The organism is Pseudomonas sp. p50(2008) (assembly GCF_015351605.1).
Taxonomy (GTDB): Bacteria; Pseudomonadota; Gammaproteobacteria; order Pseudomonadales; family Pseudomonadaceae; genus Aquipseudomonas.
On record NZ_JACMYF010000004.1, the window covers coordinates 348,812 to 366,387 of the forward strand.

Below are 17,576 nucleotides of genomic sequence, written 5' to 3' on the forward strand. Positions count from 1 at the left end.
CCCCGACTCTCGCGAGCCGGGGCTTTTTTGCTTGAAGCGTTACAACAGCTTAGCCGTTGAACACATCATCCACGCTTTTCAACGGGTAGTTCTTCGGATACGGCAGGGTTGCAACACCGGTCTCGATGGCGGCTTTCGCCACGGCATCGGAGATCACGGTGATCAAACGTGCATCCATTGGTTTCGGGATGATGTACTCACGACCGAATTCCAGCTTGATGCCACCGTAGGCGTCGCACACTTCCTGAGGTACTGGCAGTTTGGCCAGTTCACGCAGGGCGTTGGCAGCAGCCACTTTCATTTCTTCGTTGATGCGCTTGGCGCGAACGTCCAGGGCACCACGGAAGATGAACGGGAAGCCCAGTACGTTGTTGACCTGGTTCGGGTAGTCCGAACGGCCGGTGGCCATGATCACGTCGTTACGGGTGGCGTGAGCCAGTTCCGGGGAGATTTCCGGATCCGGGTTGGAGCACGCGAACACGATCGGGTTAGGCGCCATCGCCAGCAGGCCTTCAGCGCTCAGCAGGTTCGGGCCGGACAGGCCGACGAACACGTCAGCACCGGTCAGTGCGTCAGCCAGGGTGCGCTTCTCGGTCGCGTGAGCGAACACAGCCTTGTACTGGTTCAGGTCGTCACGGCCGGAGTGGATCACGCCGGTACGGTCAACCATGAAGATGTTTTCGATGTTGGCGCCCATGCTCACCAGCAATTTCATGCAGGAGATGGCAGCTGCACCGGCACCCAGGCAGACGATCTTGGCGTCAGGCAGGGTTTTGCCAGCGATTTCCAGGGCGTTGATCATGCCGGCCGCGGTCACGATAGCGGTGCCGTGCTGGTCATCGTGGAATACCGGAATGTCGCACTGCTCGATCAAAGCGCGTTCGATCTCAAAGCACTCAGGTGCCTTGATGTCTTCCAGGTTGATGCCACCGAAGGTGATGGAGATACGCTTGACGGTGTCGATGAAGGCTTGCGGGCTTTCGGAGTCGACTTCGATGTCGAAAACGTCGATGCCGGCGAAGCGCTTGAACAGCACGCCTTTGCCTTCCATGACTGGCTTGGACGCCAATGGACCGAGGTTACCCAGACCAAGAATCGCGGTGCCATCGGAAATAACTGCAACCAGGTTGCCTTTACCGGTGTATTTGTAGGCCAGCTCAGGATCGCGAGCAATTTCGCGTACTGGTTCGGCTACGCCGGGGCTGTAAGCCAGCGACAGGTCGCGGGCGGTAGCGGTGGCCTTGGTGAGCTCGACGCTCAGCTTACCTGGACGAGGATGGGCATGATATTCGAGAGCGGCAGTTTTCAAATCAGACATGGGGGCATTCCGCTTTTACTGTTGGACAGACTGGTCAGCGAGGATACGCGCCTCGCAAAGTCCCCACAAGACTGACCAGTCACCCCTGTCAAGCGCCCGGCCCTACGACTTTGGGCCAAGAGCCGCGGAACACAAGGGGTCGACTGTTCACAATCCACTTAAAAAATGTCTACAATTTTTTCTTATGGAGTCGCCTGAAGCATTACGGGGTCAGTCAATGGCAACAACCAACGCGCCTGCCCTTCTTTCAACCCTCCACGCCGCGAACGGTCGAGCACCCAGCCACGCGCCTCGATTTGCCTGCCTTTCAGTTTTTCCAAAGACGCCACATCGAACTGCTGCAGCAGATTGGGTGCAACACGCAATACAACCGAATCCTGCAACTCGATCCAGACTCCGCCACGATTACGCTGAACCTTGGTCACACGGCCGCTGACAACCGCAAACCCTGAAGTGTTGACTTGCTCAACTTTGAGGACCGGTGATTGGCGCCATATCCCCAGCCTGGCCTGACGTGCAATGCGCTCAGCCGCTTGCTGACACTTGGCCAGGTCGATATTCGGCGCCACAGCCACCTGGAAACCCAGACCTTCGGCAAGCATCTGCGCTTCCAGGTTGGCACCATCGGCGCCATAGAGATGGGCCAGGGTGCGGCCGTAGCGATCTTTGTTCTCTTTACCAGGAAGCAGACCGAGCTGTCCGTCGCTGGCGGCCACCAGGGATTCCAGGCGTTTGCGCGCTGCAACAGCGAACGGCTCGTCTGTTCGGCCCTTCTTGCCAAGCTCCGGCGTATTCAAACCGATCATGCGTACGCTGCGACCATCGCTGAGCCGCACTGTGTCGCCATCAACAACCCGCTGTACCGTGACGGACTTCAGGCCGCTTGGCGCCGGGCAATAAGCCTGGGCAGCCGGGAACCAAATCGCGGACACAAAAAAGGCGCCCGCAAGGGACGCCTTTTTCAACAGCAAGGAAAAGCCCAAGGGGCTCTTCAACCTTACTCTGCAGCAGATGGAGCTTTCTTGCCGAAAGCGCCGAAACGGTCTGCGAAGCGCTGTACACGGCCGCCAGTATCCAGAGTCTTCTGCTTACCGGTGTAGAACGGGTGGCACTCGTTGCATACGTCAGTACCCAGTGGCTTGCACAGGTTCGAACGAGTTTCGAACTTGTTGCCGCAGCTGCAAGTTACTTCGATGGTTTCGTATGCTGGATGGATATCGGCTTTCATGGTGTATTCCTCAGGCTAGTGTGCCGCCACTCAACACTATTGTTGAATACCGCACATAATTAGGCCGCGGATTCTACCAGACAATGCTAATCGCGCAAGCTGTCGCTTCTACCGACCGTCTGCTAGGCTCCCGCTCCTGATACCGTCCCTGCGGGAGCCACAGTCAGCTCTCTCAGGTCTTGCACCCTGCTGTTATTAGCTGCTTATCGAGAATCCTCCGCGTGCCCGACGCCATTTTGCGCCTCGCCCTGCCCTCGCCGCTGCGCCGCCTGTTCGATTACCGTGCTCCAGCCGGAGTCTTGCGCGCCCAGCTGCAACCAGGCATGCGTTTGCGGGTACCGTTCGGCCGTCGGGAGATGATCGGGATTCTGGTAGAGGTCACCGACACCAGCGAAGTGCCGGCGGAAAAACTCAAGCCGGCCATCGCTTTGCTCGACGCCACGCCGCCGCTGCCTCCAGCCTTGTTCAAGTTGTGCCTGTGGACCTCCCAGTATTACCAGCACAGCCTCGGCGACACCTTGAGCTGGGCGCTGCCGGTGCTGCTGCGCCAGGGTGAGTTGGCGGAAGCGCGCCAGGAGCGCTTCTGGTCCGCCGCGCCCGGCGCCAGCCTCGATGACCCGCGCATCGCCCGCGCCCCGCGCCAGCGTGAAGCGCTGGCAACCCTTGCCCAGCACCCCCACGGCGTCGCCCATCAATTGCTGAGCAAACTGATGCTGAGCAAAGACAGTCTGGATTTGCTGCTGGCCAAAGGCCTGGTGCAGGTGGAGATCCGCAAGCACGCCCCCGGTGCTCGGCATGAGCACTGGCTCGCTCAGCCAGAATTGCCCCTCAATCCCGAACAACGTGCGGCATACGAGGCCATTCGCGCCGGGTTCGACAGTTACCACGCCTTCCTGCTCGCCGGCGTGACAGGCAGCGGCAAGACAGAAGTCTATTTACAACTGATTCGCGAAACCCTCGAGGCCGGCAAACAAGCACTGGTACTGATTCCAGAGATCAACCTCGGCCCGCAAACGCTGGCGCGCTTTGAACAGCGATTCAATGCGCGCATTGCGCTGATTCACTCAGCCGTGAACGACCGCGAGCGCCTTGAAGCCTGGCTCGCCGCCCGCGATGGCGACGCCGACATCATAATCGGCACGCGCTCAGCACTGTTCACGCCGATGAAAAATCCCGGCCTGATCATCATCGACGAAGAGCACGACGGATCCTACAAACAGCAGGAAGGCCTGCGCTACCACGCCCGCGATCTGGCGCTGGTGCGCGCACGGCAGGAAAACATCCCGATTGTCCTCGGCTCGGCGACGCCGTCCCTGGAAAGCCTGCACAACGCCTATACCGGTCGATACGGGCTCCTGCGCCTGAACGAGCGAGCCGGCGGTGCCAAGCAGCCGCGCTTCCTGCGTCTGGACGTGAAAAGCCGTCCACTGGACAGCGGTATTTCCGGGCCCATGCAGCAGGCCATCGGCCAGACGCTTGCGGCGGGACAACAAGTGCTGGTGTTCCTCAACCGCCGCGGATTTGCCCCGACACTGCTGTGTCACGATTGCGGCTGGATGTCCGAATGCCAGCGCTGTGATGCGCGAATGACCGTGCACCAGCGTTCCGGCGAGCTGCGCTGCCACCATTGCGGCTACGTTGAGCGTGTGCCCCGGCATTGTCCGAAGTGCGGCAAAGTCGACTTGCGGCCCGTGGGAGCCGGCACCGAGCGTGCCGAAGAGCGGCTGGCGATTCTGTTTCCGGACGTGCCGGTACTGCGGGTGGATCGCGATAGCACGTCGCGCAAAGACGCGATGAATCAATTGTTCGCAACCATCCAGAAGGGCCATCCCTGCATTCTGGTGGGCACGCAGATGCTTGCCAAAGGGCACCATTTCCCACGGGTGACCCTGGTGTCGATCCTGGATGCCGATGGCGGGCTGTTCTCCGGCGATTTCCGCGCCAGTGAGCGCATGGCGCAATTGATTGTTCAGGTCGCTGGCCGCGCGGGCCGGGCTGAAGAGCCGGGACGAGTGATCATCCAGACGCACCTGGCCGATCATCCACTGCTGGTGCAACTGACCGAGCAGGGTTATTTCGCCTTTGCCGAACAGGCGCTCAGTGAGCGGCGCTCGGCAGGTTTGCCTCCATTTGCGCATTTGGCGCTGCTGCGGGCTGAAGCGCACAAGCCAGGACAGGCCGAGGGATTTCTCGATGAGGCGTGCAGCGAGGCCGAACGCTTGCTGGCCGAACAGAATCTGACCGGAATTGAGCTGCTTGGGCCAGTGCCGGCTCCCATGGAACGTCGGGCGGGGCGCTATCGCGCGCAGCTGCTGTTGCAGGCGACAGCGCGGGCGCCGCTGCATCGATTACTGAGCAGTTGGTTGCTGGTGTTGGAGCAGATGCCGAGCGGGCGGGCGGTGCGCTGGTCTCTGGATGTTGATCCCGTCGATCTGTATTGATACCTGTGGGCCTGACGCACCGCTTTTTGTCACCACATATCCATAACCTGCCCGCTATAGTTGGCAAGCCCGTCTCCGCCACGGATAATGCCCAGTTTTTCCACCCGCGCATCCAGGCGCCGCCGCGCTTGCGGTCGAAAGAGAGCCCCATGAAAGACACCATTCGTCAGCTGATCCAACAAGCCATCACCCAACTCGTCAACGAAGGTGTGTTGCCTGAAGGCCTGTCGCCGGCGATCCAGGTGGAAAACTCCCGAGACAAAAAGAACGGCGATTTCGCCAGCAACATCGCGATGATGCTCGCCAAACCGGCCGGCATGAAACCGCGCGACCTGGCCGAAAAAATCATCGCCGCGCTGCCGGCTGACGAGAACGTCACCAAGACTGAAATCGCCGGCCCAGGCTTCCTGAATTTCTTCCAGAACACCCAAGCCCTGGCCGCTCGCCTGGACGCCGCACTCGCCGACGAACACATCGGCGTGCGCAAGGCCGGCCCGGCCCAACGCACCGTTGTCGACCTGTCCGCCCCCAACCTCGCCAAGGAGATGCACGTCGGCCATTTGCGCTCGACCATCATCGGCGACGGCGTGGCTCGTGTACTGGAGTTTCTCGGCGACACCGTGATCCGTCAGAACCACGTCGGCGACTGGGGCACCCAGTTCGGCATGCTGATGGCTTATCTCCAGGAAAACCCGATCACCAGTGACGAGCTGTCGGACCTGGAAAATTTCTACCGTGCGGCCAAGCAACGCTTCGACGAATCCGAAGAGTTCGCCGACCGTGCCCGTGGTCTGGTGGTCAAGCTGCAAGCCGGCGACCCGGACTGCCTGGCGCTGTGGACCAAGTTCAAGGACATCTCGCTGTCCCACTGCCAGAAAATCTACGAGCTGTTGAACGTCAAGCTGACCATGGCCGACGTGATGGGTGAAAGCGCCTACAACGACGACCTGATCAACGTGGTCAACGACCTGAAGGCCGCCGGCATGCTGGTCGAAAGCAACGGCGCGCAGTGCGTTTTCCTCGACGAGTTCAAGAATGCCGATGGCGACCCGCTGCCGGTGATCATCGTCAAGGCTGACGGTGGCTACCTCTACGCGACCACCGACCTGGCGGCCGTGCGCTATCGCAGCAACGTACTGAAAGCCGATCGCGCACTGTATTTTGTCGATCAGCGCCAGGCCCTGCACTTCCAGCAGGTGTTCGCCGTGGCCCGCAAGGCAGGCTTCGTGACGCACCCGATGGAAATGGAACACATGGGCTTCGGCACCATGAACGGCGCTGACGGCCGTCCGTTCAAGACCCGTGACGGCGGCACCGTGAAGCTGATCGATCTGCTGATCGAAGCCCAGGAGCGCGCCTATACCCTGGTCAAGGACAAGAACCCCGAGCTGGCCGAAGCCGAGCTGCGCAACATCGCCAAGGTCGTAGGCATCGACGCGGTCAAATACGCTGATCTGTCCAAGCACCGCACCAGCGATTACAGCTTCAACTTCGATCTGATGCTGAATTTCGAAGGCAATACTGCGCCGTATCTGTTGTACGCCTACACCCGTGTGGCCGGCGTGTTCCGCAAACTCGGCAAGGATTTCAGCGAAGTCGAAGGCCAGATCGTTCTGGAAGCGGAGCACGAGCACGAACTGGCGGCCAAACTGGCGCAGTTCGGTGAAGTCCTGAACAACGTTTCCGACAAAGGCACGCCGCACATTCTGTGCACGTACCTGTACGATGTGGCGGGCTTGTTCTCCAGCTTCTACGAGAACTGCCCGATCCTCAGTGCCGACACCCCGGCGCAAATGCAAAGCCGCCTGCGCCTCGCCGCGCTGACCGGTCGCACTCTCAAGCAAGGCCTGGAACTCTTGGGTCTGGAAACTCTGGAGCGTATGTAAGTTGGCTGCCAAGAAAAAACCTGCACCCAAGCGTGGCGCCAGCCGTTACCAAGCTCCTGCGAAGCAACCGATTCCGGGTTGGCTGTGGATGGCCATCGGCCTGACGGTCGGCGCGTTCATCGTGTTTCTGATGAAGCTGGAGCCTGGCAAGGGCAGCGAGAGCGTCAAGCGCGAGAAGATCGAGCAGCAGAAAGCCACGAAGATCGCCGAGGCCAACAAGACCCCGCCGAGCCCGACCCAACCGGTGAAGCCGAAGTACGACTTCTACACGTTGCTGCCGGAATCGGAAGTCATCGTGCCGCCGGATGCTGTCCCGGAGAAAACCCTGCCGACGCCGCAAGTGCCAGCGATTCCGACAACGCCGGTGACGCCTGAGCAAGCCGCGAAGATCGACACGGCACGGGCACAGGCGGCACTGGCCGGGATCACTCCACCGCCTGCGCCTCCGGTCTCCAAGGCGGCGCCAGTGACCAAGTTCTTCCTGCAAGCCGGTTCGTTCCGCAAAGAGGCTGACGCGGACAAGGTTCGGGCGCAGATCATCCTGCTGGGTCAAGCCGTAGCGGTTGAGTCCGGCACGGTGAAGGACGAGACCTGGTACCGCGTGTTGGTCGGGCCGTTCAGCAACCGCGAACAGCTGACCACCGCTCAGAAACAACTGGCGGGCAGCGGGTTTAGCAATCTGTTGTTACAACAACGCCAGAGCCGCTGAATCCGCGGTCTCTTGTGGCGAAGGGATTTATTGTGGCGAGGGGATTCATCCCCGCTGGGCTGCGAAGCGGCCCCGAAACCTGTGGTCGCGGTAGATCAGGTACACCGTAGCCATTGGTTTAACGGCTGCTTTGCAGTCGAACGGGGATGAATCCCCTCGCCACGGTCATTACAAGCCATTCGTCCACCTTAGTGGCCTCGAGTTGAAAAACCCGTCACCACCCCCATATGAGTTTGCATAAGGCATTTTCGCCCCGCTGCGTGGAGACTCTCCCTTGACCACCATCGTTTCAGTTCGCCGCCACGGCAAAGTCGTCATGGGCGGCGACGGCCAGGTTTCTCTCGGCAATACCGTGATGAAAGGCAACGCGAAGAAAGTTCGCCGCCTGTACCACGGTCAGGTTATCGCCGGTTTTGCCGGGGCCACGGCTGACGCTTTCACTCTCTTCGAGCGTTTTGAAGGCCAGCTTGAAAAACATCAGGGCCACCTGGTTCGCGCTGCCGTTGAACTCGCCAAAGAATGGCGCACCGACCGCTCCCTCAGCCGCCTCGAAGCCATGCTCGCGGTCGCCAACAAAGACGCTTCCCTGATCATTACCGGCAATGGTGACGTGGTCGAACCCGAAGGAGGTTTGATCGCCATGGGTTCAGGGGGTGGTTACGCCCAGGCCGCCGCCAGCGCGCTGATGAAGAAAACCGATCTGTCGGCTCGGGAAATCGTCGAAACCGCCTTGGGTATCGCCGGCGACATCTGTGTATTCACCAACCACACCCTGACCATTGAGGAGCAGGACTGCGCCGAGTAAGCCTGTTTAGGCCTTTGTGCCACGGCTCATTCTTGCTTGAGGTCCGCCAAATACTATGTCCATGACTCCCCGTGAAATCGTCCACGAACTCAATCGCCATATCATCGGCCAGGACGATGCCAAACGCGCCGTCGCCATCGCGCTGCGTAACCGCTGGCGCCGGATGCAGCTGCCTGAAGAGCTGCGCGTTGAAGTAACACCGAAGAACATCCTGATGATCGGCCCGACCGGTGTCGGCAAAACCGAAATCGCCCGTCGTCTGGCCAAACTCGCCAACGCGCCGTTCATCAAAGTCGAAGCGACCAAATTCACCGAGGTCGGCTATGTCGGTCGCGACGTTGAATCGATCATCCGTGACCTGGCAGATGCGGCTATCAAGCTGCTGCGCGAACAGGAAATGACCAAGGTGCGCCATCGCGCCGAAGACGCTGCCGAAGACCGTATTCTTGACGCCCTGCTGCCTCCGGCACGCGCGGGTTTCAACAGCGATGACACGGTAACGTCGGCCGACTCCAACACCCGCCAGCTGTTCCGCAAGCGTCTGCGCGAAGGTCAGCTGGATGACAAGGAAATCGAAATCGAAGTCGCCGAAGTGGCCGGCGTCGATATTTCCGCGCCGCCAGGCATGGAAGAAATGACCAACCAGTTGCAGAGCCTGTTTGCCAACATGGGCAAAGGCAAAAAGAAAAGCCGCAAGCTCAAGGTCAAGGAAGCGCTGAAGCTGGTCCGCGATGAAGAAGCCGGTCGACTGGTCAACGAAGAAGAGTTGAAGGCCAAGGCGCTGGAAGCGGTCGAGCAGCACGGCATCGTGTTCATCGACGAAATCGACAAGGTCGCCAAGCGCGGCAATTCCGGTGGTGTCGACGTGTCCCGTGAAGGCGTGCAGCGTGACTTGCTGCCGCTGATCGAAGGCTGCACCGTCAACACCAAGCTGGGCATGGTCAAGACCGACCACATCCTGTTCATTGCATCCGGCGCGTTCCACCTCAGCAAGCCAAGCGATCTGGTGCCTGAACTGCAAGGTCGTCTGCCGATCCGTGTCGAACTGAAGGCGCTGACGCCTGAAGACTTCGAGCGCATCCTCAGCGAACCCCATGCATCGCTGACCGAGCAATATTGCGCCCTGTTGAAAACCGAAGGGCTGGGCATCGAGTTCATGCCGGACGGCATCAAGCGCATTGCCGAGATTGCCTGGCAGGTTAACGAAAAGACCGAGAACATCGGTGCCCGTCGTTTGCACACGTTGCTTGAGCGCCTGCTTGAAGAGGTGTCGTTCAGTGCCGGCGACCTGGCCAGCAGCCACGACGGCAAGGTGATCCTGATCGACGCGGAATACGTCAACAGCCACTTGGGCGAATTGGCGCAGAACGAAGACCTGTCCCGTTATATCCTGTAGGTCATACTTACAGGCGAGCGTAGACCTGTGAGAGCGGGCTTATGTGGTGAGGGGATTTATCCCCGTTCGACCGCGAAGCAGTCGTGAATTGAATGCATGCGGCGTATCTGATACGCCGCAGTTGCAGATTTCAGGATCGCTTCGCGACCCAACGGGGATAAATCCCCTCGCCACAAAACCTGCTCCACATGTAGGTCACGCACCTACAACGGAACTTAGGTCATGACCCAGATCCCCACCGACATCAAACTCCACAAAGCCTCGAAAACCCTGTCGCTGAAATACGCGTCCGGCGAAGAACATCACCTGCCCGCCGAGTTCCTGCGCGTGCATTCTCCCTCCGCTGAAGTCCAGGGCCATGGCAAACCTATCCTGCAATTTGGCAAGATCGGCGTAGGACTGACCAAGGTTGAACCGGCCGGTCAGTACGCACTGAAATTGACCTTCGACGACGGGCACGACAGCGGCCTGTTCACCTGGGAATACCTGTACCAGCTGGGTGTGCGTCAGGCGGATCTCTGGAGCGATTATCTTGCCGAGCTCAAAGCGGCAGGAAAAACCCGCGACCCGAACGAATCCATCGTCAAGCTGATGCTCTAGCCCGCGCCTCTTGCTCATTAGTGGGCATTTTCTAATTTCATCTGTTTGAATGCTCCGCTTCAGGGCCGACGATTGGCCCGCTTGCGAAAAAAATTAAACTCGGGTAACCAATGGAGCTGGCAAGTTCCCTGCAGTGCTCTCTGCATAAAAAAGCAGTGGTGCAGATTATCGGTCACCCGAGCAGTAGTACCTGACGCGTGCTGTGCGACTGAACAGCGGAACAGGTACTCGTCTCAGGACAATGGAGCGTCGTAGATGAGTAACAAGAATAACGATGACCTGAAATCTCAGGCCTCGGAAAATACCTTGGGGCTGAATCCTGTCGTTGGACTGCGTGGAAAGGATCTGTTGGCGTCTGCTCGAATGGTGCTCAGGCAGGCCATCAAACAACCGATTCACAGTGCCAAGCACGTCGCCCATTTCGGGCTTGAGCTCAAGAACGTTTTGTTTGGCAAATCCGCGTTGCAACCGGGTGGTGATGACCGTCGTTTCGCCGATCCGGCCTGGAGCCAGAACCCGCTCTACAAACGCTACCTGCAAACCTACCTGGCGTGGCGCAAGGAACTCCACGACTGGATTGACGACAGTAACCTCGAGCCCAAGGACGTCGCTCGAGGGCATTTCGTGATCAACCTCATGACCGAAGCCATGGCCCCGACCAACAGTGCGGCCAACCCGGCGGCGGTCAAACGCTTCTTCGAAACCGGCGGCAAGAGCCTGCTCGACGGCCTCTCGCATCTGGCCAAGGACATGGTGCACAACGGCGGCATGCCAAGCCAGGTAAACATGGGTGCGTTCGAGGTGGGCAAGAGCCTGGGCGTAACGGAAGGCGCAGTCGTGTTTCGCAACGATGTGCTGGAGCTGATCCAGTACCGGCCGATCACCGAGCAAGTGCATGAGCGCCCGCTGCTGGTGGTGCCGCCACAGATCAACAAGTTCTACGTATTCGACCTGAGCCCGGACAAGAGCCTGGCGCGTTTCTGCCTGCGCAACAATGTGCAGACCTTCATCGTCAGCTGGCGCAACCCGACCAAGGAACAGCGCGAGTGGGGCCTGTCGACCTACATCGAAGCCCTGAAGGAAGCCGTGGACGTGGTCACCGCGATCACCGGCAGCAAAGACGTGAACATGCTGGGCGCGTGCTCCGGCGGCATTACCTGCACCGCGCTGCTGGGCCACTACGCGGCGATCGGCGAGAAGAAGGTCAATGCACTGACGCTGCTGGTCAGCGTGCTGGACACCACCCTGGACAGCGACGTGGCCCTGTTCGTCGACGAGCAGACCCTCGAGGCCGCCAAGCGTCACTCTTACCAAGCCGGGGTGCTGGAAGGCCGCGACATGGCGAAGGTCTTCGCCTGGATGCGTCCCAACGATCTGATATGGAACTACTGGGTGAACAACTACCTGCTGGGCAACGAGCCGCCGGTGTTCGACATCCTGTTCTGGAACAACGACACCACTCGATTGCCAGCCGCGTTCCACGGCGACCTGATCGAGATGTTCAAAAGTAATCCACTGATCCGCCCCAATGCACTGGAAGTGTGCGGTACGCCGATCGACCTGAAGCAGGTCACTGCCGACATCTTCTCGCTGGCCGGCACCAACGACCACATCACGCCGTGGAAGTCCTGCTACAAGTCGGCGCAACTGTTTGGCGGCAAGGTCGAGTTCGTACTGTCGAGCAGCGGCCACATCCAAAGCATTCTGAACCCGCCGGGTAATCCGAAGTCACGTTACATGACCAGTGTCGACATGGCCGCCAACGCCGAGCAGTGGCAAGAAAACTCCACAAAGCACACCGACTCCTGGTGGTTGCACTGGCAAGCGTGGCAGGCGGAGCGCTCGGGCAAGCTGAAGAAATCGCCGACCGCTCTGGGAAACAAAACCTATGTCGCGGGCGAAGCTGCACCGGGCACTTATGTACATGAGCGGTAACTGACACACCTCGCCCCTACTCCTGTAGGAGCGAGCTTTTGTGATGAGGGAATTTATCCCCGTTCGACTGCGAAGCAGTCGCAAAACCAACGCATCGGTGTCATTGATCAGACCCGCGATAACAGGTTCTGGGGCGGCTTCGCCACCCAACGGGAATAAAGCCCCTCGCCACAAAAGCTCGCTCCTACAGGGGATCGGGGATGAATTCACCCACAGGGCCTGAAGCATGCCGCAACCGTTCGTTTTTCGTACCGTCGACCTGGATGGCCAGACCCTCCGGACCGCGGTACGCCCCGGCAAGCCTCATTTGACGCCCTTGCTGATTTTCAACGGCATCGGCGCCAACCTGGAGCTGGTATTTCCGTTTGTCGCGGCGCTGGACCCGGACCTGGAAGTCATCGCTTTCGATGTTCCCGGGGTCGGCGGTTCGTCGACACCCAATCGGCCGTATCGCTTTCCGGGTCTGGCAAAACTCACGGCGCGGATGCTCGACTACCTGGACTACGGGCAAGTCAACGTGATCGGCGTGTCCTGGGGGGGCGCCCTCGCCCAGCAGTTCGCCTACGACTATCCCGAGCGTTGCAAAAAACTCGTCCTGGCGGCGACAGCGGCCGGCGCAGTCATGGTGCCGGGCAAACCGAAGGTGCTGTGGATGATGGCCAGTCCCCGACGCTACATTCAGCCTTCTCACGTCATTCGTATTGCGCCGATGATCTATGGTGGCTCGTTCCGTCGCGACCCCACACTGGCGGCCAGCCATGCGGCGAAAGTGCGGTCGGCTGGCAAGCTCGGTTACTACTGGCAGCTGTTCGCCGGCCTTGGCTGGACCAGCATTCATTGGCTGCACAAGATCCATCAGCCGACGCTGGTATTGGCTGGTGATGATGATCCGCTGATCCCGTTGATCAACATGCGCTTGCTGGCATGGCGAATTCCCAACGCTCAATTGCACGTCATCGATGACGGGCATCTGTTCCTCATTACCCGGGCCGAAGCGGTGGCCCCGATCATTATGAAATTCCTCGAGGAAGAACGGCAGCGCGCGGTGATGCACCCGCACCCGGCGCCATTGGGCGGTTAAGCCTCCCCATCGTCGGTCGGCAGGATGCCGCACCGCGCAACAACCCGTTGCAGCGTCTATGGTGTTCTGGTTCGGTACGTTTGTTTTTGGCCTGAAGACGAAGGAGTGTTGAGTCATGCGCGACAAACCAGTGAGGGATTCCTTACCCACTCCCGCCGCGTTCATCAACGCACAGAGTGCGATTACCGGCCTGCGTGGCCGTGATCTGTTTTCGACCTTGCGCAGTGTGGCCGCCCATGGCTTGCGCAATCCCGTGCACAGCGCCCGACACGCCTTGAGACTCGGCGGTCAACTGGGCCGCGTGTTGCTGGGAGAGACCTTGCACCCCACCAACCCGCAGGACAATCGGTTTGCCGATCCGGCGTGGAGCCTCAACCCTTTTTACCGCCGCAGTCTGCAGGCTTACCTGAGCTGGCAGAAACAGGTCAAAAGCTGGATCGACGAGAGCAACATGAACCCGGATGATCGCGCTCGCGCGCACTTCGCGTTCGCTTTGCTCAATGACGCCGTGGCGCCCTCCAACAGCTTGCTCAATCCGCTGGCCATCAAGGAAATTTTCAACTCCGGCGGCAACAGCCTCGTGCGCGGGGCCAGCCATCTGATCGACGATTTTCTGCACAACGACGGCCTGCCAAGGCAAGTCACCAAACAAGCTTTCGAAGTCGGCAAAACCGTCGCCACGACCACCGGCTCCGTGGTGTTTCGCAATGACATGCTGGAGCTGATCCAGTACAAGCCGATGAGCGAAAAACAGTATTCCAAACCCCTGCTGGTGGTGCCGCCCCAGATCAACAAGTACTACATTTTTGACCTGAGCCCGAGTAACAGCTTCGTCCAGTTCGCCCTGAAAAACGGTTTGCAGACGTTCATGATCAGCTGGCGCAATCCTGATGTGCGACATCGCGAATGGGGTCTGTCGTCCTACGTTGAAGCCGTGGAAGAAGCCATGAACGTGTGCCGGGCCATCACCGGCGCCCGCGAGGTCAACCTGATGGGCGCCTGCGCTGGCGGGCTGACCATCGCCGCGCTGCAGGGTCATTTGCAGGCCAAACGACAACTGCGTCGTGTCTCCAGCGCGACGTACCTGGTGAGCCTGCTCGACAGTCAGATGGACTCGCCAGCCACCCTGTTCGCCGATGAGCAGACGCTGGAAGCCGCCAAGCGTCGTTCCTATCAGAAAGGTGTGCTGGACGGGCGTGACATGGCAAAGGTGTTCGCCTGGATGCGCCCCAACGATTTGATCTGGAGCTACTTCGTCAACAATTACCTGTTGGGCAAAGAGCCGCCAGCGTTCGACATCCTCTATTGGAACAACGACAACACACGGCTGCCGGCAGCGTTGCACGGTGATCTGCTGGATTTCTTCAAACACAATCCACTGAGTCACCCAGGCGGTCTTGAAGTGTGCGGTACGCCGATAGACCTGCAAAAAGTCACGGTCGACAGCTTCAGCGTGGCCGGTATCAACGACCACATCACGCCCTGGGACGCGGTGTATCGCTCAACCTTGTTGTTAGGGGGTGACCGGCGTTTCGTGCTGTCCAACAGCGGCCATGTACAAAGCATCCTGAACCCGCCGAGCAACCCGAAAGCCAACTACATCGAAGGCGCCAAGCTGAGCAGCGACCCACGCGCCTGGTATTACGACGCAAAGCAAGTCGACGGCAGCTGGTGGACCCAATGGCTGAGCTGGATTCAGGAACGTTCGGGCGCGCAAAAAGAAACACACATGGCACTTGGCAACCAGAACTATCCACCGATGGAGGCAGCACCTGGCACCTATGTGCGCGTGCGCTGACGCTCAACGAACCATTAAGAAGACTGGATGAAAACCCGCGACCGGATTCTCGAATGTGCTTTGCAGTTGTTCAATCAGAAGGGCGAACCGAACGTTTCCACGATGGAAGTGGCCAACGAAATGGGCATCAGCCCTGGCAACCTCTACTACCATTTTCACGGCAAGGAACCGCTCATCCTAGGGTTATTCGAGCGCTTTCAAGCCGAGCTGGCACCGTTGCTCGATCCACCTGCGGATGTGGAACTGGCGCCGGAGGATTACTGGCTATTCCTGCACTTGATCGTCGAGCGGCTGGCGCATTACCGGTTTCTGTTCCAGGACTTGTCGAACCTTGCCGGACGCTTGCCGAAACTCGCCAAAGGCATCCGCAACCTGCTCAACGCGCTCAAGCGCACGCTGGCTTCGTTGTTGGCGCGTTTGAAGGCTCAGGGTCAGTTGGTCAGTGATACCCAGGCGTTGGGGCAACTGGTGGAGCAGATCACCATGACGCTGTTGTTCTCACTGGACTATCAGCGAATTCTGGATCGCGAGGGTGAAGTGAAGCTGGTGGTGTATCAGATCATGATGCTGGTGGCACCGCATTTGTTGCCGCCGATCAAGGTTGCAACGGAGCACATGGCGATGCAGTACCTGGAAGAACACGAATAACCCTGTCACTGGATACACATATTTCACTGTAGGAGTGAGCCTGCTCGCGATGGCGTGGGGCCAGTCAATATCAATGTTGAATGACACACCGCAATCGCGAGCAAGCTCACTCCTACAGGGGATCTGCGGTGACTCTTAAAATGTTTTCACAAACAAAAACGCCCGACCTTTGCAGGCCGGGCGTTTTTTTGAGCCCTGAAATCAGGACTGACTGGTTGGCGTCGATGGGGCTGGCGCGACAGTCGGGGTGGCAGCAGGGGTCGGCGCGGCAGCAGAGTTCGATGTGCTGGCCGCAGGTGCCGGGGTTGCCGGTTTGGCGGCAGCCACTGCTGGTTTTGGTGCTGCGGCTTTCGGTGCCGCCGGTTTTTTCACTGCTGGCTTTTTGGCTGCGGCAGGTTTTGCCGCTGGCTTGGCTGCAGGTTTGGCTGCTGCCGTTTTCGCTGCGGGCTTGGCCGCAGGTTTAGCAGCCGGTTTGGCGGCGGCTTTTGCGGCGACCGGTTTGGCCGCGGCCTTGGCTACCGCTTTGGCTGCCGGTTTTGCGGCAGCGGTTTTAGCGGCGACTTTGGCGGCTGGTTTGGCCACTGCTTTAGCAGCTGCCTTGACCAGTGGCTTGGCAGCCGTTTTGGCCGCGGGTTTAGCCGCTGCCGTTTTAGCTGCAGGTTTTGCCGCTGCGGTTTTCGTCGCAACAGGCGCAACCTTGGCACCGGTGAGTCTTTCGATCTGCTTGGTCAGGGTATCGACCTTGCTGTGCAGGGCTTTGACTTCATTGCGGCTTGGAACGCCCAAGCGCGAAATGGCACTGTTCAGGCGCTTGTCAAAAGCACCTTCCAGCTCGTCCCACTTGCCCAGCGCACGATCTTTAACACCGGTAATGCGCGACTTGGCCGAGGTAGCGGAGTCCTTGGCAGCGTCGACTTTCTTGCCGACTGCGTTCTTGGTGAGCTTCTCGGCTTTCTCGCCGTCTTTGACCAATGTATCGAAGAGCTTGCCGCCGTCATTGTCGATCTTCGAGTACACGCCTAAACCAGCCAGCCAGATTTTGCGGGAGTAGTCTTCGACTTTCCCGATCCACGAGCTGCCTTCTTTTTCGGTGTTCTTTTTACCAGCCATCCCGTTCTCCTTAAGATTTACGCGCGACGCGTTCGAGCAATGCCGTCAACTCATCGAGCTTAGCAGACAGCGTCTCAACGTCATGTTTAGACGGAATGCCGATACGATTCAAGGCACTTGCGACACGCGAGTCAAAAGCCTTCTCGACTTTGTCGAGTTGAACGTCGACCTTGCCTTTGAAAGTGCTGACTTCGCTCTTCGCTTCTTCGATCTCGGTGTTGGCTGCTTCAAGTTTCTCAGCAACTACCTTTTTGCCTTTCTTTTCAACAGTTTGACCTTCTTTGATCAACTCTTGAAAGTACTCGCTACCTTCTTGTCCGACCTTGGTGTAGGCACCCAGGCCTGCCAGCCAGATCTTGCGGGCATAGGATTTGACGTCGCCCAGAGCAGTGGTCGTAACGTCGATTTTTTTCTTCAAAATAACTTTGGCCATGGTGCACCTCACGCGCAGAAGGTTTGAGGAACTGCCCGCGAAAGAGTCGGGCTCAGGCACAAAGTAGTGAGAATAATTAGAAACGGCACCCTAACAACTGACATAAATCTCTGGCTTCACCACAAAACAAATGTAGGAGTGAGCCTGCTCGCGATAGCGGCCTATCAGTCGAAACTAATGTTGACTGA

15 protein-coding genes are annotated in these 17,576 nt (G+C 59.1%); 10 read left to right on the top strand and 5 right to left on the bottom strand.

What is annotated here, in order from left to right; genetic code table 11:
• Positions 1-49: 49 nt before the first annotated feature.
• From H7698_RS13315 to rpmE, 3 genes are all read right to left on the bottom strand, one after another.
• Entirely contained in the window at positions 50-1,318 is a 1,269-nt protein-coding gene (locus H7698_RS13315; RefSeq protein ID WP_194691669.1) for a malic enzyme-like NAD(P)-binding protein, read from the bottom strand.
• A gap of 182 nt (positions 1,319-1,500) precedes the next feature.
• Entirely contained in the window at positions 1,501-2,289 is a 789-nt protein-coding gene (locus tag H7698_RS13320) for a thermonuclease family protein (RefSeq protein WP_162440944.1), read from the bottom strand.
• A 26-nt stretch (positions 2,290-2,315) separates the two neighbouring features.
• Positions 2,316-2,546 (bottom strand): 50S ribosomal protein L31, encoded by a 231-nt coding sequence (rpmE, locus tag H7698_RS13325; protein WP_194691670.1) that lies wholly within the window; start codon positions 2,544-2,546, stop codon positions 2,316-2,318.
• A gap of 221 nt (positions 2,547-2,767) precedes the next feature.
• On the opposite strand from rpmE, the gene H7698_RS13330 reads away from it, so the two are divergent.
• The 10 genes from H7698_RS13330 (at position 2,768) to H7698_RS13375 (ending at position 15,845) form a co-directional block, all read left to right on the top strand.
• Entirely contained in the window at positions 2,768-4,987 is a 2,220-nt protein-coding gene (locus H7698_RS13330) for a primosomal protein N' (RefSeq protein WP_194691671.1), read from the top strand.
• A gap of 149 nt (positions 4,988-5,136) precedes the next feature.
• Entirely contained in the window at positions 5,137-6,873 is a 1,737-nt protein-coding gene (gene argS, locus H7698_RS13335) for an arginine--tRNA ligase (RefSeq protein WP_194691672.1), read from the top strand.
• Position 6,874: 1 nt separating this feature from the next.
• Positions 6,875-7,582 carry an SPOR domain-containing protein gene (locus tag H7698_RS13340; RefSeq protein ID WP_008149545.1) on the top strand — a complete coding sequence of 236 codons (708 nt, stop codon included), beginning with the start codon at positions 6,875-6,877 and terminating at the stop codon, positions 7,580-7,582.
• 274 nt (positions 7,583-7,856) lie between these two features.
• Complete coding sequence (hslV, locus tag H7698_RS13345; protein WP_162440024.1) at positions 7,857-8,387, top strand: ATP-dependent protease subunit HslV; 531 nt, start codon at positions 7,857-7,859, stop codon at positions 8,385-8,387.
• 55 nt (positions 8,388-8,442) lie between these two features.
• Positions 8,443-9,783: an ATP-dependent protease ATPase subunit HslU gene (gene hslU, locus H7698_RS13350; RefSeq protein ID WP_162440023.1), complete on the top strand. Its 1,341-nt coding sequence runs from the start codon at positions 8,443-8,445 to the stop codon at positions 9,781-9,783.
• Positions 9,784-10,005: 222 nt separating this feature from the next.
• Positions 10,006-10,383: a gamma-butyrobetaine hydroxylase-like domain-containing protein gene (locus H7698_RS13355; RefSeq protein ID WP_194691673.1), complete on the top strand. Its 378-nt coding sequence runs from the start codon at positions 10,006-10,008 to the stop codon at positions 10,381-10,383.
• A 255-nt stretch (positions 10,384-10,638) separates the two neighbouring features.
• The gene (gene phaC, locus H7698_RS13360) at positions 10,639-12,318 is read left to right on the top strand and encodes a class II poly(R)-hydroxyalkanoic acid synthase (RefSeq protein WP_194691674.1); all 1,680 of its coding nucleotides are present in this window, start codon (positions 10,639-10,641) and stop codon (positions 12,316-12,318) included.
• Between the two features lie 226 nt (positions 12,319-12,544).
• Positions 12,545-13,399, top strand: a complete 855-nt coding sequence (gene phaZ / locus H7698_RS13365; RefSeq protein WP_162440020.1) for a poly(3-hydroxyalkanoate) depolymerase — start codon at positions 12,545-12,547, stop codon at positions 13,397-13,399.
• Positions 13,400-13,514: 115 nt separating this feature from the next.
• Complete coding sequence (phaC, locus tag H7698_RS13370) at positions 13,515-15,197, top strand: class II poly(R)-hydroxyalkanoic acid synthase (RefSeq protein WP_162440019.1); 1,683 nt, start codon at positions 13,515-13,517, stop codon at positions 15,195-15,197.
• Between the two features lie 27 nt (positions 15,198-15,224).
• On the top strand, positions 15,225-15,845 hold the full coding sequence (locus H7698_RS13375; RefSeq protein ID WP_194691675.1) for a TetR/AcrR family transcriptional regulator: 621 nt from the start codon (positions 15,225-15,227) through the stop codon (positions 15,843-15,845).
• A 201-nt stretch (positions 15,846-16,046) separates the two neighbouring features.
• Here H7698_RS13375 and H7698_RS13380 read toward each other — a convergent pair whose 3' ends face one another.
• Complete coding sequence (locus tag H7698_RS13380) at positions 16,047-16,955, bottom strand: phasin family protein (protein WP_194691676.1); 909 nt, start codon at positions 16,953-16,955, stop codon at positions 16,047-16,049.
• Between the two features lie 10 nt (positions 16,956-16,965).
• Positions 16,966-17,388, bottom strand: a complete 423-nt coding sequence (locus H7698_RS13385) for a phasin family protein (protein WP_194691677.1) — start codon at positions 17,386-17,388, stop codon at positions 16,966-16,968.
• Between the last annotated feature and the right edge of the window lie 188 nt (positions 17,389-17,576).